This is a genomic window from Nocardia sp. NPDC127526, from assembly GCF_042672265.1.
Taxonomy (GTDB): Bacteria; Actinomycetota; Actinomycetes; order Mycobacteriales; family Mycobacteriaceae; genus Nocardia.
On sequence record NZ_JBHXVO010000002.1, the window covers coordinates 34920 to 53234 of the forward strand.

Genomic DNA, 18315 nt, shown 5'->3' on the forward strand with positions numbered 1-18315 from the left:
TATTTGGGTCACGCCACCCGCCGATTGCTGGTGTGGATTACTTGGTCTCGCCCGGCAGCTTCACGCCATCCTTGGCGATGACGACGAACGGGAACCGCTCCGCCTTCTTCGCCTTCAGGGCGGTAACCGGGTTGGCGACCTGGAAGCCACCACGGAACACAGTCCGCAGCGCCTTCGAGTCCTGCTGAATCAGGTTCAGGACGATCTTGCCCGCCGCATCGGACAGTGCGCCGGAATCGAAGACCTGCATGGTGATGTCCTGGCGCACGCCAACGAGCAGCTTGGAGAAGTCACCAACGATCATGGTCACGTCGTCACCCCAGGCCCCGTTAAGCGCCTCGGAGATCGGCATCCCGTAGAGGGTGTTCGCGTTCGGATCGAAGATCGGCTGACCGTTCTTGTCGCGTGCCTTGCTCAGCTCCCAGCGCAGGCCGGGGGCGGAGATAAAGCCGGTCGTCTGGAAGCCCTGCTGTGCGAGCTTCTGAGCCGCATTGGCCACGGTCACGCCCAGGTCTTCGCCCGTCTTCTCGCGTACGACGTTGCCCGCCTTCACTGCCTCAGCGACAAGGCCGGTCTGCTTGTTGTCGGTCCACTCCTGCGGGAAGTCAACATCTTTCGCACCACCGAAGAGGACAGCGCGATCAAACGCAGTGCCGACAGCTTCAACGGTGGACGGGCGAACCTCCCCCCAGACGTCAATGCCCAGATCATCGGCCACGGCATCCGGGATGGGCAGCACGGAGGCAAGCTCAGCGGCGGAAATGTTCAGCCCCTCGAACGCAATATCGGTGATGCCCTTCAGGCCGTATTCGCCCTTCACCCAGCCGACAGCGGGGAGACCTGCGAGCACCGGCATAACCTTCTCGCGGGTAGACATCGGGATACGGCGGCCACGGGTCAGGACAGCCGAAGCCTGCGCCACCTCCTTGATAACCTCGGTAGCGGTCTCCTTGGGGAGAATCTGCGAAACCTTGTCGCCTGCAACAATACTGGTATCTGCCATTAGCATTTCCTCTTACTTGGTTCGCCGCGTCGTGCGGCATTTCGGACGGCCCGGAATGGGCCGGTTTTCGTAACGTTGCCGCTGCAATTCAGCGGCTGTGTCCAGGTCTGACACCCGGTATTCGGGGAGCCGTTCACCGGCTCGGTACGCGATTACGCCTTTGGCTCTCCACCTTCGGAGGGTGCGCCGGTCTCGGTTGATGTAGTCGGCCGCCAGCGGTTCAGGGAGCCAAATATTGGGGTCCATCGGTTCACCTCCAATGCGGGTGTTTCAGTGCGGTACACGAGGATTGAGTTACGGCGGATGCACGGAGGTTCCGCCGATATAGGCATTCGCCTTGGTGTGGGCATGGGGCCACCTCCGGCTTGTAGGTTTGGGTGCACACCACGAGGCATCGCCCCGTCCTATTAGGGCTGCTCTGTGTGCTCTCGGTTGGATAGTCCGAGCCGTTTGGGTGCACACCACGAAAGGCCGGGCGAGAACGAGGAACCCGTGTATCTCTGTGTGCTCTCAGGCCACCACACCTGAGCTTGCGTGCCGCGAATCTGCGACCCCGAGAACTGGATCAGGGGAGCTTCCGCACGCTCTCAGGTCAGGACTGACCCGAGTTGTCCTGGCCGGGCTGTGCCGCGCCGTAATAGCCGTTCGCGTAGGCGGTGTTCGCCCAGTACCCGCCATTCACTACCAGCGGGACATAGTCGCTTTCGTCGTAGTCGCCCTCATCAAAGAGCCGCCGCCGCTCACTCATCCCCGTACAGCTCGTCATCGGTCAGCCGATCGGCGTACTCATCCATGTCGTACAGGTCGGCATAGTCCAGGTCATCTTCAAGCATTCGGGCAACTCCGTTGGGGCACAAGCGGACATGAGAAAGCCCCACCGGTAGCAGTACCGATGGGGCTGTGAAAGTTGCGTCCGTGGACGCGATTTCGTTGTATACCCATATTCTACAGGGGCGCTATCTACCTTGCTTTTACGCTCCGCGGTATGACCTGGGACACCCCAGCCGGCCTCGGTGGCGCAGGTCACCAAGAGGGCTCCGACCTGGTTCGACGGTCCGCCGTTAGTCATGACGGACCGTCGAGTTCCAAGGTCAGAACCCAGGGTGACGGAGACCGTGCGCCTTGAGTGCCGCGCCAATGAAGGCGTTCACCATGTCGGCGTCCGCCCACCTCTTGCCCGACAAGTGCGCCGCCCACCCCAGAATCGACGGGTAGTCCCGGCACCGATCAAGCTTCACGTTGTATTCGTACGGCCCGTTGATCGTGATGCACTTGTACTTGTGGTCGATGTAGACGCGGGGCTTCCTCACGCCGCCGCCTCCTCTCCGGCTGGTTCCGGTTCCGTCTTACCTAGGGGTGGAGTGGAACCGGAACCACTGAATTCGCCCCAAGCGCGATACGCCGCCTGCTTGTTCCCGCCGAGCCGCTTCGCCGCTTCAGTAGCGCTCTGAGGCCGGGGGTCCATGGCGCGTAGCTCCGCCACCCGATCACGCTGCGCGTGCGCCCTCTTCCGCTCTGGCGCTTCGCCACCCGGCGATATCTCCCAGGAGAGCCGTCCATCGTCCTCGGTCATGGTGAAGGTGCCCACCATCACCTTGTCCGCCGAACCGTCCTCCAGGGGTTTGCAATTCCCCCAGAGACCCCCGTGCCGATCCTTATTCGAGGTCAGCACGGATTGCCCGCCCTGCCCCGGAATGAACGGCTCCTTGCCCGTCACGCGGATTGATGCGCCGCTGATCCGGTCCAGCTTCGCCGACGAGCCCCGAGCGCCATGCTTAGCGGAGTCCGGGTTCTTGCTCAGGTGGTCGATGTAGACGACGGCAGCGCCAGTCTGGGAGAGCGGCATCAGCACACGCATATTGACGCGGTTGAAGTCGTCCGCATCATTGGCTGAACCGCTGGCCATCGTGACCACGGTTCCGATGGAGTCCACAACGACAAGCGTTGGACGCCAACGTTTCATGTCGTCCACGATGGCATCCAAGTCTTCGATCGTGGTGGGCGTCGAGTACAGGAAGCGCCCCTTATCGGTGATCACTTCGCGTGGAGTGCCGAACGCTTCGAGTCGCCAGCGGATAGCACCCCGGCCGTTGTCGTCAACGTCGATGAACAGCACGCGGCCATCCTCGGCTAGCGCCTGCTCGACACCTCCGAGTGCGATCCACGTCTTGCCATCTCCGGCGACGCCGAACAATGTATTGATCGCACCGGGGTAGAAGATGCCTTGCCCGTCGATTCGCTTGCACACGGTCGGTTCAGGGCCGGATTCCGACCCGTCAAAATCCATGTTCGCGTACAGGTCGGGTCGATGTAGTCCACTGGTTCCGGTTCCGTCGTACCCCGGGGGTGGAGTGGAACCGGAACCACCTTCCCGGCCTTCGTGGTCCGTCATAAATCCTCGCGTTAGTAGAAGTTGGAGCCCCGGCCTAGTGCCGCAATCACCAGGCCGAGGGATCATTCGATTAGGAGGCGTCGCGGTCGCGTCGCGCCTTGCAGACCTGCCAATAGGTGAACGCCTGCTCAGTGCTCATCCCGAGGTCGCGGGCCACATTCTTAATCTGCCTCGACGTGCGACGCCTCTTTCTGCGCAACTGGAAAAGAGCGTCGATCCGCTCCTCATGCCGCCGCGCTAGGTCGCCAGGAGTTGCCTTCGGCCGCTCGTCATTCACCACAGCCACTACCCCACGGCAGAACACCCGCGCGGGAGTACTTCGCCCAGGATTCCGGCAACTGCCACATGACAGCCGAGCTGTGATTCGAGAAGCGGGCGGACCGCAAGCAGATCGCGCGTGCTGCGCCATCCAACGCTGATTCCGTGACACCCTGTCGGGCGGCATCCTCGGTTACAGCGGCGCGGGTGCGCGGCCCCTGAGCGAGAGCGGTAACCAGGAATTCGACTGCATCGACGCCGCAGCCGAGAGAAGCCCACGCGATACCGGGGCGTTTGGTTTCAGACATAGGGGTACCTCCAAAAGTGTTGGTGTGCAAAGTGATGCCCGGAATTGGGCTAGTCGGAGAGAGGGCCGTAACGCCGCTGGAACTCCGCTTCAAGCATGGAAATCCGCATGTCGTTGACGACGAGTTCGGCTACGGTTTTCCGCTGGTCCCGCAGTACTTCGAGGTACTGCCCGATCGGAATCATTGTGTCCTTGGGCAGTGCTTCGTACCGCGCGATAATGTCGCTGTACTTGGTGTGCAGGGCCATGCCATCCGGTGCACTCACGCCGCCACCTGGTCTGCCCGCTGGAAGGTATTCGCGTCTTCCCAGGTGTAAATATCCGCCCAGCGGTATCGGACAGCCCGGCCATATTTGATGAACTTCGGACCGGTGCCGTGGTAGCGCATGTCCGCAAGGCGTTGCAGGGACAGGCCAGAGTATTCGGCGAACTCCTCTGGAGTGGCGAGCTTTCGGCGCTCGTCAGCCATGGGTCACAACCTCTCGACATCGCGGCGCGTATCTGGTGTACGCGCTCTCTGCGATGGAGTAGGGGGCCGTTCCCGGTCCGGTGGGTTACGGCTCCCTGCCCTACGGCCCGGTGTTCCATCTCCGCCTTGGACTTGGCGGCCACCGGGGGGCTATCTGGTTGCGGGGAAGAACGTATAACGGCACTCCGTCAGCGAACGATAGAAGTAGCACGATTCACACCGATTTGAACCGATCTATGCCGATGCCCCCCGAATTCGCAAGATGAACCATGTTGTCTTGCAGCATGTTCCGTCAATTGATGTGTCGGCCATCACAAACCGCGGGATGTAGTCACGATGTACGGCCTCATCACGAATGATCCCCGTGAGCCCGCGCACAGTTATTTGCGAGCAAACTTAACGGGTGTCTACCGTCTAGAACATGGCACACAAACAGGAAGACATCCGAGCAGCCCTAGAACCGTTCACCCTGCCCGAACTGATGCAAGAGGTAGAGCGCCGAATCATCGCTCTCGACGCTGAAGTCCAGACGGCGAAGCAGGAGCACGCCGCGTAATGCCACGCCCACCGATCCAAGAAGGGCAGCGGGGCGAACCACACGCGAGTATCGACAAGAAGCGCCAGGAAGCCGGACACAAGGACCACTGGCGGGGCATCTGCCGATACCGGCTGAAGGGCGAACACAAACCCAGGACAGCGCAGGCGTACCGCACCAGTGAAGCCAAGGCGAAGCGGGATGCAGCCGACGCGGCGGACAAGGCGCTGAAGAACCGCAGGCCGGAGTTCGGTCAGGCGTACACCAGCAAGACCACCGTGTTCGAACTATGCAAGGCGTGGTACGAGCACGAGAAGGCCACCAGCGGCAACCGGGGCCAGTCTCTCGCGGTGTTCTGGACAGAGATAGTCAAGCGCCCCGGCGGCAAGTCCTCCACGGTGAAAATCGAAGGCTCAGAGCTGGGCAAGATGCGCATCGGCGAAGTCCGGACATCCCACGTGGAACGGCACCTAGCCCCGATTCGGAGCATGACAGAGAAGGCGTATCGGCAGCGCCTCCTACTCATCGAGTCATTCGCCCTCGCGTGCCGTGATGATGCTATCCCCGGCAATCCCGCACGGGAGACAGAGCCAATCGGCCGGGGCAAGACAGATGAGCCTAGGCCGTTCACTCCTGAAGAGCTGCAACGCTTCTGGGAGATCGAAGCCAAGTATTTCGAACTCTCCCCCAGGGCTGATAAGCGATTCAAGGACATCACGCGGCTCACGTACGACTTGCTTGGTCGGCCAGGCGAAGCACTCGCGATCATCTGGGAAGACGTGGACCTAGAAGCCGGAACCGTGGCAGTGACCGGGACTATCGTCCAGGTGGACGCGGACGGCAAGCGGAACGTCTACCGCCAGCCCATGCCGAAGGAAGAGCAGTCAGAGCGCACGGTGAAGGTAAGTGCCGAGACGCTGACCATGCTGAAGCGCCGATGGATGAAAGCCGGGAAACCGACCACTGGTCTCGTGTTCCCGAACAAGCTGGGCAACCCGATCTCCGCAACGATGTTCCGGGAAACCTGGGAGCGAGTACTACGCGGGACGGAACTCGACTGGGCCACGCCGAAGGCTCTCCGCAAGACTGGCTTTACCCGCATCTCCGAGAAGTACGGCGACGAAGCGGCTCAGCTTCAGGGCGGCCATGCCAAGGGATCTAGGATCACCCGCAAGCACTACGTACCGACAGTGCGTGAGGTTGCGGACTTCGGAGACGCGCTCCACGCCTGAATTCGTGCCGTAAACGTGCTTCGGCCGATCAGCTACCCAAGCTGATCACCGGTTTTGTACCAACCGAAGGAGAGGGCAGAGGCACAATGTCGGACCGCGAAGAGTTGACTTGGGACCTGTTCGGAGACGCGAGTAGGCAACTAGCGCAACAGATTGCGGATGACGGCTTTGAGCCTGATCTGATTCTCAGCATTGCCCGTGGTGGCCTGTTTGTAGCAGGCGCGCTCGGCTACGCCCTCGACGTCAAGAACCTGCACGTCATGAATGTGGAGTTCTACACCGGCGTGGACCAGCGCCTCGACATGCCCGTCATGCTGCCGCCGGTCCCCAGCGCCGTCGACCTCACCGGCGCCACCGTCCTGGTCGCCGACGATGTCGCCGACACCGGCAAGACCCTGAAGCTGGTGCGCGACTTCTGTTCCCACCATGTCGCCGAGGTGCGCTGCGCGGTCATCTACCAGAAGCCGCACTCCGAGGTCGACTGCGAATACGTGTGGAAGCCCACCGACCGCTGGATCAACTTCCCCTGGTCGGTACAACCGCCCGTCGTCAAACGCGAAGTCCGCGTCCTCGACGCCTGACCGGCACCCAGAAACGGCGACGCGGCGGGGTGGAATCGAACCCGGCGCGTTAATCGTTGCGTGCGAAAAGCCTCAGACCAGCTCGGCCGACAGAATGGTCACGCCCGACAGGTCCTTCGGGACATCCCCGTGACCGTTCTTGTTGCCGGTCGACACACCCTCGATGGCATCCACCACCGCGGTGCCGTCCACGACCTTGCCGAACACCGCGTAGCCGAAACCATCCTGGCCCGGGTAGTTCAGGAAGCCATTGTTGCTGGTGTTGATGAAGAACTGCGCGCTCGCCGAATGCGGCGCCGAGGTCCGCGCCATGGCGACGGTGTACTTGTCGTTCTTGAGCCCATTGGCCGCCTCGTTCTCCACGGTCTGCGGAGCCGGCTTCTGCTGGAACTCAGGGGTGAACCCGCCACCCTGAATCATGAAGTTCGGGATCACCCGGTGAAACACAGTGTTCGCATAGTGGCCGGCCTTGACGTAGTCGACGAAGTTCGCGACGGTCTTCGGCGCCTTGGCCTCATCGAGTTCCAGGGTGATATCCCCGGCGGAGGTCTTCAGGAGCACTTTGGTCATGCAGCCCATCGTATGGGAGGCCAAAACCCAGCGACCGCCCGGCATCGACTGCACCCGTGCAGCGACCGCAAACGATTGTGGCCCAACAACACTGCCGTTCGTATCCTGAACACCACAGTCACCGGCACATCCGACGCCGTGACCAGCGGCAGGAGCCCGTCATGACCGCCTCCGAACCCACCGGCGCGCACGCCTACACCCAGCTCTTCGATCCGGCCGTCCGCCCCGACCCCTACCCCCTCTACGAGAAACTCCGCGGCGAAGGCCCCTTCCGCCTCCCGGGCACGCCCATCACCCTGCTCACCCGCCACAGCGACTGCACCGCGCTACTGCGCGACCCGCACTCCAGCGTCCGCCAATCCATGCCCGCCCTGCGCCTGGGCCTCATCCCACCCGGCACTCCCCTGCCCGCCGCCGGCGCCAGAATGCTTGCGCCCCGGCAGAATCCGTCCTTCCTGTTCCTCGACCCACCCGACCACACCCGCCTGCGCCGCCTCGTCCAGAAAGCCTTCACCCCCCGCGTCGTCGCCGAACTCGCCCCGCGCATCACCCGATTCGTCGACCGGGTCCTCGACCGCGCAGCCGGCACCGGCAGCTTCGACGCCGTCGAAGACCTCGGCTACCCGCTGCCCATCACCGTCATCTGCGAACTGCTCGGCGTACCCCTCGACGACGAACCCCAGCTGCGCCGCCTCTCCGCCGCCCTCGCCCGCCTACTCGACCCCGTCGCACCCACCGCCGACAGCTTCGGACCCGACCTCGCCGAAATGGTCACCGCCCGCGAAGAACTCGACGCCTACTTCGACCGACTCACCGCCCAACGCCGCGCCCACCCCGGACCCGATCTGCTCACCCAGCTCATCGCCGCCGAAGACGCCGGCGACAAACTCACCCACAACGAACTCATCGCCACCTGCGGACTACTGCTCATCGCCGGCCACGAAACCACCGTCAACCTCATCGCCAACAGCCTGCTCGCCCTGCTCCGCCACCCGCGCCTGCACACCACGCTCGCCGCCGACCCGGCGCTGGCACCCGCGATCATCGAAGAATCCCTGCGCTACGACCCGCCGGTACAACTGCTGCCGCGCATCGCCACCACACCCATGCGCTTCGGCGACACCCGCGTCGACGCAGGCGAAGTCGCCATCGCCATCATCGCCGCCGCCAACCGCGACCCCGAGGTCTTCCCCGACCCCACCACCTTCGACCCCACCCGCGACAACCGGCACCTGTCCTTCGGACTCGGCGCCCACTTCTGCCTCGGCGCTCCCCTGGCCCGCCTCGAAGCCCGCATCGCGGTAACCCGCTTCGCCCAGCGTGTACAAGCGCCCCGCCTCCTCGCCGATCCGCCACGGTACCGGCCACACATCAATCTGCGCGGACCCGCAGCCCTCCCAATCGAATTCGAGGGCGTCCTGCCTTCTTCTATGTAAGAGGAGGTGCTCCGGTCGGTACGTGATGTACCGACCGGAGGTGAGTCCAGTTTTGCTTGAATCGAGCACTCATGTGTAGATGCGCATAGGGTCATTTCCTAATGTTCGTAAATGCCCCGCGAGGGGCTCCGCTCAGGCCTCGTACAGCTCCAGCGGTAGGTCGTCGGGATCCGAGCAGAAGGCGAAGCGCTTGCCGGTGTACTCGTCGATGCGCACCTCCTCCACCGGAATGCCCTGGGCCGCCAATTCGGCCAGGGCCTCCCCTACATCCGGGACCACGAAGGCCAGGTGCCGCAGGCCGGCGGCCTCGGGGCGGGACGGTCGCGGCGGCGGGGACGGGAAGGAGAACAGCTCCAGCTGACCACCGTCGGGCAGCGCCAAATCCAGCTTGTACGAGCGTCTTTCCGCTCGATAGTGCTCGGCGATCACCTGTAGCCCGAGCACCTCGGTGTAGAAGGTCTTCGACTTCTCGTAGTCCGTCGCGATGATCGCGACGTGATGGATTCGCTGTAGGCGCACCGCTCGACGCTAGCCGAGCGGCAGCCACTCCCCTCCCCCAGCCGGTCGGCTCGGGTCAGCCCAGGGTCTTCTGCAGGTCGTCGAGCACGCGCATGGCGCCGATCGGGCCCAGGCCCAGGAACCACACTTCGTCGTCGACGCGGACGGCGTGGCCGGATTTCACCGCGCCCAGGTTCGGCCACAGCGCGCCGGACACGACGGCGTGCTCGTCGGGGGCGGGTCCGGAGCCGAGGCTGGAGTAGAAGATCCAGTCGGCGTTGGCCTCGTCGATGCGTTCCTTGGAGATCTCCACGGCCAGTTCGTCGATGTTCTGGTTCGCCGGACGCGGCAGGCCGATGTCGGTGAGGATGACGCCGATGAAGGACTTGTTGCCGTAGAGGCGGATCTTGCCGTTCATGAAGCGCAGCAACGAGATCTGCGGGGCGCCGGACAGGCCGGCCTTCACCTGGTTGGCTTTGGTCTGGTAGTCGTTGAGCAGCTTGGTGGCCTGGTTCTCTTCGCCGAGGGCGGCGCCGACCAGCTGGAAGTTCTCCTTCCACGGGAAGCCGGGGCGGATGGAGAACACGGTGGGCGCGATCGCGGACAGCTGCGGGTACAGGTCGGCGGCGCGCAGCTTGCTGCCGAGGATGAGGTCCGGTTTCAGTGCGGCGATCTTCTCGAGGTCGAGGGTGTTGATCGGGCCGACGGTGGGGATGTCGGCGACTCGGTCGGCGAGATAGGACGGCACGCCGGTCTGTCCGCTATTGGTGGCCATGCCGACGGGTGTCACGCCGAGGGCGAGGACGGCGTCGAGTTCGCCGGAGTCGAGGACCACGACGCGGGTGGGCTTCTGCTCGATGCGGGTGGTGCCCATGGCTTGAGTCAGGTTGCGCGGGAATACGCCCGGGCCGACGTCGGCTTTGAGGTTGGCGGTTTCGATGTCGGCGGTGGCGAAGAGTTTGCCGCCGGTGGCGACGTCGGCGTCGCCGTGGGAGCCGGGTCCGCCGGTGGTGGCCGGGGTGGTGGCGGCTTGGCTGCAGCCGGTCAGCAGTGCGGCCGCGGCGGCGGCGACTGCGGCCATGGTTTTCCATCTGGCCATCGAGGGGTTTCCTTTCCTAGGACCGGGCGGCGCCGGTGCGGTGTCGGCCGATCGGGACGACCAGCGGGGTGCCCGAGATCGGGTCGGTGATGACGTGGGCGGGCATGCCGAAGACGTCGCGGACCAGGTCGGCGGTGAGGATGTCGGCGGGTGGGCCTTCGGCGGCGATGGCGCCGTTTTTCATGGCGATGAGGTGGTCGCCGTAGCGGGCGGCGAGGTTGAGGTCGTGCAGGACCATGACGACGGTGGTGGCGTCGGTGTGGTTGAGGTCGGCGAGCAGGTCGAGGACTTCGATCTGGTGGCTGATGTCGAGGAAGGTGGTGGGTTCGTCGAGCAGTAGCAGCGGGGTGCGCTGGGCGAGTGCCATGGCGATCCAGACGCGCTGGCGTTGTCCGCCGGAGAGTTCGTCGACGGCGCGGGCGGCGAGTTCGACGGTGTCGGTGGCGGTGAGGGCGCGGGCGACGGCTTCGTCGTCGGCGGGGGTCCAGCGGCGGAACATGCCCTGGTGTGGGTAGCGGCCGCGGCCGACGAGGTCGGCGACGGTGATGCCTTCGGGGGCGGTGGGCGATTGTGGCAGCAGGCCGAGTTTGCGGGCGACGTCTTTGCTGCGCATGGATGAAATGCGTTGTCCGTCCAGGTAGACGGCGCCGTGGGTGGGGGTGAGCAGGCGGGCGAGGCCGCGCAGCAGGGTGGATTTGCCGCAGGCGTTGGTGCCGACGATGATCGTGGTTTTGCCGTCGGGGATGCGGACGGTCAGGTCGTCGACGATGGTTACCGGGCCGTAGCCGAGCCGCAGGTGCTCGGTGTGCAGGGTGGGTGTCACGGCATTCCCTTTCAGACGCGGCCGGTGCGGTTGGCGGTGGCGAGCAGCCACAGTAGATACGGTGCGCCGACCGCGCCGGTGACGACGCCGACGGGCAGCTGGGTGGGTAGCAGGTGGGCGGCGCTGAAGTCGGCGAGCAGGACTACGAGGGCGCCGGTGAGGGCGGAGGGCAGCAGGGCGATGCGGCCGCCGCCGAGCAGCCGGGTGGCGATGGGGTTGGCGACGAAGGCGACGAAGGAGATGGGGCCGGCGACGGCGGTGGCGAATGCGGCTGCGGCGGTGGCGATCAGGAGCAGCAGCAGGCGGGTGCGTTCGACGTGCAGGCCCAGGCCGGCGGCGCTGTCGTCGCCGAGTTGCAGGGCGGTGAGGGTACGGGCGAGCAGGATGGCGGCGGGGGTGAGTACGAGCAGGGCGATGGCCAGGGGGGTGACGTCGTTCCAGGTGCGGCCGTTGAGGTTTCCGGTGAGCCAGACCAGTGCTTGCTGGGCGAGGGAGACGTCGGCCCAGGTCATGAGGTAGGAGACGACGCTGGTGAGGACGGCGCCGATGCCGATGCCGATCAGGACGAGGCGGTAGCCGTTGACGCCGCCGCGGCGGGCGAGCAGGTAGATGGCCGCGCCGGTGGCGATCGCGCCGGTGAAGGCGGCGAGGGACAGGGCGGCGCCGGAGAGGCCGAACCAGATGAGGCCCATGACGGCGGCGGCGCTCGCGCCTTGGGAGACGCCGATGACGTCGGGGCTGGCGAGTGGGTTGCGTAGGAGTTGCTGGAACAGGGTGCCGGCGATGCCGAAGGCGAAGCCGACGAGTAGTCCCGCTGTCGCGCGGGGCAGTCGGAGTTGGGTGATGACGTAGGAGTCTTGGCCGCCGGAGTTGCCGAACAGGATGCCGGGCAGGTCGCCCACGGGCACGGAGTATGCGCCGACGGCCAGGGATAGGGCGAAGACCGCTACCAGCGCGATGAGCAGGCCGGTGGTTACGATGCGGGCTCGGGCGGCGCCGCGGCTGCGTGCGGCGTGCACACCAGCCAAGGCTTGGGACAGGTCGATGGTTTTCGGATTGCTCACGCGGACACCAGCTTGCGGCGGCGCACAAGGGCGATGAAGATCGGTGCGCCGAGGACGGCGGTGAGCACTCCGACCTGGACTTCGGCGGGGCGGGCGATGACGCGGCCGACGACGTCGGCAACGAGCAGCAGGATGGGTGCGAGCAGGGCGGCGTAGGGCAGCAGCCAGCGGTGGTCGGGGCCGGTCAGCAGGCGGGCGGCGTGCGGGACGATCAGGCCGACGAAGGCGATCGGGCCTGCGATGGCGGTGGCCGCGCCGGACAGGACGATTACGGCCAGGGCCGCGGTGGCGCGTGCGACGGCGACGTTCTGGCCCAGTGCGCGTGCCACGTCTTCACCGAGGGCGAGTGCGTTGAGCATGCGCGCGGATATGAATGCCAGCGCCACACCCACTGCCAGGAATGGCACGGCCTGCATCAATGTCGGTAGGTCTCGTTCGGTGAGCGCGCCGACCTGCCAGAACCGGTATTGGTCGAAGGTGGTGGTGTCGGTGAGCAGGAGGCCGCTGGTCACCGATTGCAATGCTGCGGTGACTGCCGCGCCGGCCAGTGCCAGCTTCATGGGTGTCGCGCCGACGCGGCCGAGGGCGCCGATGCCGTAGACGAGTGCGCCTGCGGCGGCGGCTCCGGCGAAGCCGAACCAGACGTATCCGGTGACGGTGGTCAGTCCCAGCATGCTGATGCCGAGGACGACGAATAGTGCGGCGCCGGCGTTGACGCCGAGTAGTCCGGGATCGGCGAGGGGGTTGCGGGTCGCGCCTTGGATGATGGCTCCCGACAGTCCCAGGGCGATTCCGGCGAGTATTCCGGCGAGGGTGCGCGGTAGTCGCAGGTCGTGCACGACCACGTGGTCGAAGTTGGCGGGGTCGTAGTGGGTCAGTGCCGTGAGGACGGTCGCGGGTGATAGTCCGCGTGAGCCGACGGCGATGCTGAGTATGACCGCGCCCGCGAGCGCCGCCAGCAGGACGACGATGCCGGTCGCGAGCGGGATCGTCCTGGCACGGTCGTGCTGCATGTTCGGTTCCGTCACCTTCGACTCTCGATTTAGGCTTGCCTACCCTATTCACCTGCGGCGGTGATGGCAAATAGGCAGCGACTGCCAGTTGTCAGCCGTGGAATTCGCGATAGACCGCGGCCGCACCGGGATGCAACGGCACAGTTCCCGTCCCGATGAGCGAACGCGCCGTGAGGAATTGCGTGCCCGCCGCCTCGGCCGGAATCAGCGCCTCGGCCCGGGTGAGCAGCAACCGTGTCAGCGCCGCCGCGGTCTGCTCCGCCAGCCCCGCCGCCGCGACCAGCAGATTCGCCACCCCGATGGTCTGCACGGCCGCACTGCCCGGATAGGTGCCCGCCGGAATCAGCACCGGGTCGTAGAGGTACCCGAACCGATCCCGCATCGGCGTGGTCAGCGCCCCCAGATCCAGCAGCCGCAACCGCTGATCGGCCAGCGCGGGCGTGGGCACTCCCCCGGCCCACAGCAGCGCATCCAGCCGCCCCGCCAGCAGCGCCTCGGCCGCCTCCCGCAACGGCAGATGGGTAATGGTGAGCTCGCTCAGCGCCAGCCCCGCCGCCAGCAGCAGCTTCTCCCCCGTCCGCGTCGCCCCCGACCCCGCGGCCCCGAGATTGATTCGCGCACCCCGCAGATCGGCCACCGACCCCAGCCGGCCGTCCGCTCGGACCGCCACCTGCAGGTAGTTCTCGTACACCCGCCCGATCGCCGGCGGCGGCTCCTGATTGCTGGTGATCGAATCCGCCAGCACCAGAGCGGCATCGGCGTCCCCGGCGGCCAGCAGCGACAGATTCTCCAGCGACCCGGCGGTGGTGATCGGATCGATGCGCAGCCCGCCGTCGGCCGCGACCCGCGACAACAACTGCGCGAACGCGTGATAGAAGCCGCCGACCTCGCCCGCCGCCAGGCGGATCACCGGTACGTCGCCGTCCCCGCAGCCCGCCACCGTCCCGGCCAGCCCCAGCCCGGCGGTGAAAGCCGCGGCGTAGCCGAGGAATTCACGCCGGGTCGGCCGGTCGCGTCGCCGAGGGGTGTCGGCCACGGCCGTGGTGCGATCACCGCCGGGGCGCTGGTTCATTCGTGCACCGCCGCGGGCAGGTCGACGAGAACGGCCACGCCGTGCGGATCCACCGATTCGACGGTGAGTCTGCCGTGGCGGGCGGCGGTGAGTGCGGCCGCGATCGGCAGGCCCAGCCCGGAGCCGCCGATGCCGGTGGCGGAGGCGCCGCGGTAGAAGCGGGTGGTCAGCTCGGGCAGCTCGGTGCCGGGGACGCCGCGGCCGTTGTCGGCGACGGTGAGCACGACGCGGCCGCCGCGGGTGGCGACCAGGACCCGGGTGTGGGCGCCCGCCCCGGCGTAGCGGCAGGAATTGCTCAGTGCGACATCGAGAACCTGGGCCAGTGCGTCGGCGGAGATGGCTGCCTCGGCGTGGACGAGCCCCGCGGTGCCGGTCGGGCCGGCGGACGCGAGGGCGGCGGGTGGGGTGGCCGGGTGCCCGGCGGGATCGGCGCCGGACCTGTCCCCGAGATCGCCCGGCGCCGTAGCGGGCGCGCGCCCGACGCTTCCCCCGGGCGCAATGCCGGACTCGTCCGCTAGGACGGCCGCGGTCCCGCCCGTGTCGCCGAGGACGCCTGGTGGTGGGGCGGGAGTGGCGCGGCCGGTGGCGGGTCGGGTGTCGCTGTCGGTATCGAGGCCCGGGGAGGTTGGCGCACTGTGGAATTCGGCGGCCAGGGTCATGTTCGCGCGCTCGTAGGCGCTGTGCCAGGCGTCGATGCGGTCCTGCACGACCTGCACGGCGTCGCAGGATTCGGTGGCGGGCAGGTGGGCGGGGTCGAAGTCGTGGGCTTCGGCGACGGCGAGGGTGAGCAGGCCGTCGAGCAGGGCGGTGAGGCGTTCGACTTCGCGGGTGGCGCCGTGGAAGGTGGGGGCGGCGTGGGCGGGGATGGCGGGTTCGAGGGAGTCCAGGCGGATGGTCAGGGCGGCGAGGGGGTTGCGCATGGCGTGGGCGGTGTCGTCGACGAGGCGGCGTTGGGCGGCGGCGGAGTCGCGGACGGCTGCGGCCATGGTGTCCACCGATTCGGCGACGGCGCGCAGTTCGGGTGGGCCGCCGTGGCGGCGGGTGACCGCGGCCGGGGTGCGGGGGGTGGGCAGGCTGGCGGTGAGTTCGGCGACGGCGGTGGACAATCCGGCCAGGGGGCGCAGCACCCAGCGGGACAGGACCAGCGCGAGGGCGGTGAACACGGCCATGGCCAGCAGGGCGCCGACGGCGACGATGGTCCAGATGTAGGTGATGTCGGTGCGGGCGTCGGTGGTGGAGGCGCCGATGAGGACCGCGCCGTCGACGTGGGCGTCGCTGCCGACGGGGCGGGCGATGAGCACGGTGTCGGGGCTCCACGGGCTGAGCCGGCCGACCGCGGCGGCGCGCTGGTTGCGGCGGGCGGCGCTGAGGGCGGCGGTGACGACCGGGTCGGCGGCGTCGACGCCGGCGTTGACGATCGGTGCGCCGCGGGCGTCGACGACGAGGACCGGTTCGCCGTAGAGGTCGTGGTAGCGGTCGACTTCCATCACCAGGGCGCGGCGGTCGCCGACGGCGTTGGCGGTAACGGTGAGGGCGGCGAAGCGGTCGGCGTCGCCGGTGCGGCCCAGCACCAGTTCCTGGGTGCGGCTGGTGGCGGCGGTCAGGCACAGCGGTATCGCGAAGGCGAGCACCGCCAGGGTGGAGAACACGGTCAAGGCGATGAGCAGGCGACGGCGCATGCGTCAGTCGCCCCAGCGGTAGCCGTAACCGCGGATGGTGGTGATCAGGCCGGGCCGGTTCAGTTTGGCGCGCAAGCCCGTCATGTGCACATCCAGGGAGCGCGAGACCGCGACGAAGGCGTCGCCCCAGATGCGGTCCATGAGCTGCTGGCGGCTCACGGCCGCGCCGGGGCGTTCGGTGAGTGCTTCGACGAGCTCGAATTCCTTGGTGGTGAGCGCGATTTCGACTCCGGCGACCTCCACGCGCCGGGCCGCCAGGTCGACGCGCACGTCCTCGGTCTGCACGATGCGCGCCGGCGGGGCCGCGATCTCGGGGCGGCGGCCCAGGACGTTCTCGATGCGGGCGAGCAGCTCGGCGATCCGCGGCGGCTTCACCACGTAATCGTCGGCGCCGCCGCGCAATCCGCGCACGATGGAGCGTTCGTCGCTGCGCGCGGTGAGGATCACCACCGGCACGCTCGACACCTCCCGGAGTTGCCGCAGGATGTGCAGGCCGTCCGCGTCGGGCAGGCCCAGGTCCAGGACGACGGCGTCGTAGCCGCGGTGTGCGGTGAGCAGATCGGCGCCGCGGCGCATGCGGTCGGCGTGGTGACCGCGGGCGGTGAATGCCTCGACGAGTGCGTCACCGACGCCGTCGTCGTCTTCGACCACAGCCAACCGCATGGGCTCGTTTTCTCTCGTGAACAGGAAGGGAAAAGGTTACCGGGTTCCCGCCGCATCGCGGGAACCCGGTAACCGGGGGTGGATCAGCGGATCGGGTCCGGCGGCGTTGCCCGGTGAATGGCTGATCCGCGGGCGGGCGCCGGCGCCGGGCGGGTCCGGCGCCCGCCGGTCAGTGCACCTGCACCGAAACCGATTCGGGCTTGGTGAGGTCGGTGCCCTGCGCCTCGGCGTCGATGTGGGATTCGGCGGAGGTTTCGCGCATGAAGAAGTAGGTGACCAGCGAGATCAGGATGCAGCCGGACACGTACCAGAAGTACAGCGACTCGTGGCCGGCCTTCTTCAGGGCGAGGGCGATCATTTCCGCGGTGCCGCCGAAGATGGCGACGGTCAGCGCGTAGGGCAGGCCCACGCCCAGGGCGCGGATCCTGGTGGGGAACAGCTCGGCCTTCACGATGGCGTTGATGGAGGTGTAGCCGGTGATGATCACCAGCGCGCCCAGCATGAGCGCGAACGCGGCGATCGGGTTGGTGGTGTCGCCCAGCACCGTCATCAGCGGCACGGTGGCCAGGGTGCCGGTGACACCGAAGGTGATCAGCAGCTTGCGGCGGCCGATGCGGTCCGACAGCGCGCCGGCGATGGGCTGCAGCACCACGAACACCAGCAGCGCCACGAAGTTGATCCACGCCACCGTCGACTTGGAGATGCCGGAGGTGTTGACCATGTATTTCTGCATGTAGGTGGTGTAGGTGTAGAACGCCACCGTGCCGCCGAGGGTCAGCCCGACCACCAGCAGGCATTCGCGCGGGTACTGCAGCAGCACCTTCAGCGAGCCGCGCTTGGACTTCTCCTGCGGGGCAGCCGATTCCGCGCGGAACGATTCCGACTCCTCCATGCTGCGGCGCAGCCACATGACGATGAGCGCACCGGCCGCGCCGATCAGGAACGGAATCCGCCAGCCCCACGAGTACATCTGCTCGGAGGACAGGAACTGCTGCAACACGATCTGCACACCGAGCGCGGTCAACTGCCCCGCCACCAGCGTCACGTACTGGAAGCTCGAGTAGAACCCGCGCCTGCCCTGCGACGCGACCTCCGACAGATAAGTGGCGCTGGTGGCGTACTCACCACCGACCGACAACCCCTGCAGCAGTCGCGCCAGCAGCAGGATCACCGGCGCCGCCAACCCGATGCTGGCATAGGAGGGGGTGAGCGCGATCAACAGCGACCCGGCCGCCATCACCGTCACCGACAAGGTGAGTGCGGCACGCCGCCCGAACTTGTCGGCATACCGTCCCAGCGCCCACCCGCCGATGGGCCGCATCAGGAACCCGACCGCGAATACCGCTGCGGTGGACAGCAACTGCGCGGTGGCATCCCCCTCGGGAAAGAACGCCTTGGCGAAATACACACTGAACGCCGCATAGACGTACCAGTCGTACCACTCGACGAGATTGCCGATCGAGCCGCGCAACACATTCGCGACGACCCGACGCTCATTGGCGGGCTGTGTCGTTGTCACTGGGTCACTCCTTGTCCGGGGACGCCCTCATCGCATCCCGGACCCACTGTGGCGGCCGACACAGCCCCGCAGAACCCCTCCGCCGCTTTCCTAACAGTCCCT

Annotated in this window: 20 protein-coding genes; 4 read left to right on the forward strand and 16 right to left on the reverse strand. The window is 66.8% G+C overall.

The genetic code is table 11. The features are described 5' to 3' along the window. Positions 1-37: 37 nt before the first annotated feature. The 6 genes from ACFVIV_RS03275 to ACFVIV_RS03300 form a co-directional block, all read right to left on the reverse strand. Positions 38-1003 (reverse strand): phage major capsid protein, encoded by a 966-nt coding sequence (locus tag ACFVIV_RS03275; RefSeq protein ID WP_379193151.1) that lies wholly within the window; start codon positions 1001-1003, stop codon positions 38-40. Between the two features lie 592 nt (positions 1004-1595). Then, positions 1596-1751, reverse strand: a complete 156-nt coding sequence (locus ACFVIV_RS03280; RefSeq protein WP_379193152.1) for a hypothetical protein — start codon at positions 1749-1751, stop codon at positions 1596-1598. A 343-nt stretch (positions 1752-2094) separates the two neighbouring features. Next, the gene (locus tag ACFVIV_RS03285; protein WP_379193153.1) at positions 2095-2313 is read right to left on the reverse strand and encodes a hypothetical protein; all 219 of its coding nucleotides are present in this window, start codon (positions 2311-2313) and stop codon (positions 2095-2097) included. Then, positions 2310-3395, reverse strand: a complete 1086-nt coding sequence (locus tag ACFVIV_RS03290) for an AAA family ATPase (RefSeq protein ID WP_379193154.1) — start codon at positions 3393-3395, stop codon at positions 2310-2312. Before ACFVIV_RS03290 ends, ACFVIV_RS03285 begins: the two co-directional genes overlap by 4 nt. A 615-nt stretch (positions 3396-4010) precedes the next feature. Then, complete coding sequence (locus tag ACFVIV_RS03295; protein WP_379193155.1) at positions 4011-4226, reverse strand: hypothetical protein; 216 nt, start codon at positions 4224-4226, stop codon at positions 4011-4013. Then, on the reverse strand, positions 4223-4429 hold the full coding sequence (locus ACFVIV_RS03300; RefSeq protein ID WP_379193156.1) for a helix-turn-helix transcriptional regulator: 207 nt from the start codon (positions 4427-4429) through the stop codon (positions 4223-4225). The genes ACFVIV_RS03295 and ACFVIV_RS03300 overlap by 4 nt, the downstream gene beginning before the upstream one ends. A 421-nt stretch (positions 4430-4850) precedes the next feature. On the opposite strand from ACFVIV_RS03300, the gene ACFVIV_RS03305 reads away from it, so the two are divergent. The 3 genes from ACFVIV_RS03305 to ACFVIV_RS03315 all read left to right on the forward strand — a co-directional run bounded on the left by ACFVIV_RS03305 (position 4851) and on the right by ACFVIV_RS03315 (position 6777). Further along, on the forward strand, positions 4851-4985 hold the full coding sequence (locus ACFVIV_RS03305; RefSeq protein WP_379193157.1) for a hypothetical protein: 135 nt from the start codon (positions 4851-4853) through the stop codon (positions 4983-4985). After that, positions 4985-6196: a tyrosine-type recombinase/integrase gene (locus ACFVIV_RS03310; RefSeq protein ID WP_379193158.1), complete on the forward strand. Its 1212-nt coding sequence runs from the start codon at positions 4985-4987 to the stop codon at positions 6194-6196. Before ACFVIV_RS03305 ends, ACFVIV_RS03310 begins: the two co-directional genes overlap by 1 nt. 86 nt (positions 6197-6282) lie before the next feature. Further along, positions 6283-6777: a phosphoribosyltransferase gene (locus tag ACFVIV_RS03315; protein ID WP_379193159.1), complete on the forward strand. Its 495-nt coding sequence runs from the start codon at positions 6283-6285 to the stop codon at positions 6775-6777. Between the two features lie 72 nt (positions 6778-6849). On the opposite strand, the gene ACFVIV_RS03320 is transcribed toward ACFVIV_RS03315, so the two are convergent. Beyond that, positions 6850-7347, reverse strand: coding sequence for a peptidylprolyl isomerase (locus ACFVIV_RS03320; RefSeq protein ID WP_379193160.1), 498 nt, complete (start codon positions 7345-7347; stop codon positions 6850-6852). 161 nt (positions 7348-7508) lie between these two features. On the opposite strand from ACFVIV_RS03320, the gene ACFVIV_RS03325 reads away from it, so the two are divergent. Then, positions 7509-8783, forward strand: coding sequence for a cytochrome P450 (locus tag ACFVIV_RS03325; protein ID WP_379193161.1), 1275 nt, complete (start codon positions 7509-7511; stop codon positions 8781-8783). Positions 8784-8915: 132 nt separating this feature from the next. Here ACFVIV_RS03325 and ACFVIV_RS03330 read toward each other — a convergent pair whose 3' ends face one another. The 9 genes from ACFVIV_RS03330 to ACFVIV_RS03370 all read right to left on the reverse strand — a co-directional run bounded on the left by ACFVIV_RS03330 (position 8916) and on the right by ACFVIV_RS03370 (position 18213). Further along, complete coding sequence (locus tag ACFVIV_RS03330) at positions 8916-9302, reverse strand: VOC family protein (RefSeq protein ID WP_379193162.1); 387 nt, start codon at positions 9300-9302, stop codon at positions 8916-8918. A 55-nt stretch (positions 9303-9357) separates the two neighbouring features. Continuing rightward, positions 9358-10380, reverse strand: coding sequence for an ABC transporter substrate-binding protein (locus ACFVIV_RS03335; RefSeq protein WP_379193163.1), 1023 nt, complete (start codon positions 10378-10380; stop codon positions 9358-9360). A gap of 16 nt (positions 10381-10396) precedes the next feature. Continuing rightward, on the reverse strand, positions 10397-11203 hold the full coding sequence (locus ACFVIV_RS03340; RefSeq protein ID WP_379193164.1) for an ABC transporter ATP-binding protein: 807 nt from the start codon (positions 11201-11203) through the stop codon (positions 10397-10399). An 11-nt stretch (positions 11204-11214) separates the two neighbouring features. Beyond that, positions 11215-12267 carry a FecCD family ABC transporter permease gene (locus tag ACFVIV_RS03345; RefSeq protein ID WP_379193165.1) on the reverse strand — a complete coding sequence of 351 codons (1053 nt, stop codon included), beginning with the start codon at positions 12265-12267 and terminating at the stop codon, positions 11215-11217. Then, complete coding sequence (locus tag ACFVIV_RS03350; protein WP_379193166.1) at positions 12264-13280, reverse strand: FecCD family ABC transporter permease; 1017 nt, start codon at positions 13278-13280, stop codon at positions 12264-12266. Before ACFVIV_RS03350 ends, ACFVIV_RS03345 begins: the two co-directional genes overlap by 4 nt. Before the next feature lie 91 nt (positions 13281-13371). Further along, positions 13372-14352 carry a TAXI family TRAP transporter solute-binding subunit gene (locus ACFVIV_RS03355; protein ID WP_379193167.1) on the reverse strand — a complete coding sequence of 327 codons (981 nt, stop codon included), beginning with the start codon at positions 14350-14352 and terminating at the stop codon, positions 13372-13374. After that, positions 14349-16031 (reverse strand): sensor histidine kinase, encoded by a 1683-nt coding sequence (locus tag ACFVIV_RS03360; protein WP_379193168.1) that lies wholly within the window; start codon positions 16029-16031, stop codon positions 14349-14351. Before ACFVIV_RS03360 ends, ACFVIV_RS03355 begins: the two co-directional genes overlap by 4 nt. Positions 16032-16034: 3 nt before the next feature. Then, positions 16035-16694 carry a response regulator transcription factor gene (locus ACFVIV_RS03365; protein WP_379193169.1) on the reverse strand — a complete coding sequence of 220 codons (660 nt, stop codon included), beginning with the start codon at positions 16692-16694 and terminating at the stop codon, positions 16035-16037. 169 nt (positions 16695-16863) lie between these two features. Further along, a complete protein-coding gene (locus ACFVIV_RS03370; RefSeq protein WP_379193170.1) occupies positions 16864-18213 on the reverse strand; it encodes an MFS transporter in 1350 nt (449 codons plus the stop codon). Positions 18214-18315 lie beyond the last annotated feature (102 nt).

Bases quoted from the DNA above. Each gene is read 5' to 3' on its own strand.
- ACFVIV_RS03320 (WP_379193160.1), bottom strand. From the start codon at position 7,347: ATGACCAAAGTGCTCCTGAAGACCTCCGCCGGGGATATCACCCTGGAA.
- ACFVIV_RS03355 (WP_379193167.1), bottom strand. From the start codon at position 14,352: ATGAACCAGCGCCCCGGCGGTGATCGCACCACGGCCGTGGCCGACACC.
- ACFVIV_RS03365 (WP_379193169.1), bottom strand. From the start codon at position 16,694: ATGCGGTTGGCTGTGGTCGAAGACGACGACGGCGTCGGTGACGCACTC.
- ACFVIV_RS03360 (WP_379193168.1), bottom strand. From the start codon at position 16,031: ATGCGCCGTCGCCTGCTCATCGCCTTGACCGTGTTCTCCACCCTGGCG.
- ACFVIV_RS03350 (WP_379193166.1), bottom strand. From the start codon at position 13,280: ATGCAGCACGACCGTGCCAGGACGATCCCGCTCGCGACCGGCATCGTC.
- ACFVIV_RS03275 (WP_379193151.1), bottom strand. From the start codon at position 1,003: ATGGCAGATACCAGTATTGTTGCAGGCGACAAGGTTTCGCAGATTCTC.
- ACFVIV_RS03305 (WP_379193157.1), top strand. From the start codon at position 4,851: ATGGCACACAAACAGGAAGACATCCGAGCAGCCCTAGAACCGTTCACC.
- ACFVIV_RS03335 (WP_379193163.1), bottom strand. From the start codon at position 10,380: ATGGCCAGATGGAAAACCATGGCCGCAGTCGCCGCCGCCGCGGCCGCA.
- ACFVIV_RS03325 (WP_379193161.1), top strand. From the start codon at position 7,509: ATGACCGCCTCCGAACCCACCGGCGCGCACGCCTACACCCAGCTCTTC.
- ACFVIV_RS03310 (WP_379193158.1), top strand. From the start codon at position 4,985: ATGCCACGCCCACCGATCCAAGAAGGGCAGCGGGGCGAACCACACGCG.
- ACFVIV_RS03315 (WP_379193159.1), top strand. From the start codon at position 6,283: ATGTCGGACCGCGAAGAGTTGACTTGGGACCTGTTCGGAGACGCGAGT.
- ACFVIV_RS03300 (WP_379193156.1), bottom strand. From the start codon at position 4,429: ATGGCTGACGAGCGCCGAAAGCTCGCCACTCCAGAGGAGTTCGCCGAA.
- ACFVIV_RS03280 (WP_379193152.1), bottom strand. From the start codon at position 1,751: ATGAGTGAGCGGCGGCGGCTCTTTGATGAGGGCGACTACGACGAAAGC.
- ACFVIV_RS03290 (WP_379193154.1), bottom strand. From the start codon at position 3,395: ATGACGGACCACGAAGGCCGGGAAGGTGGTTCCGGTTCCACTCCACCC.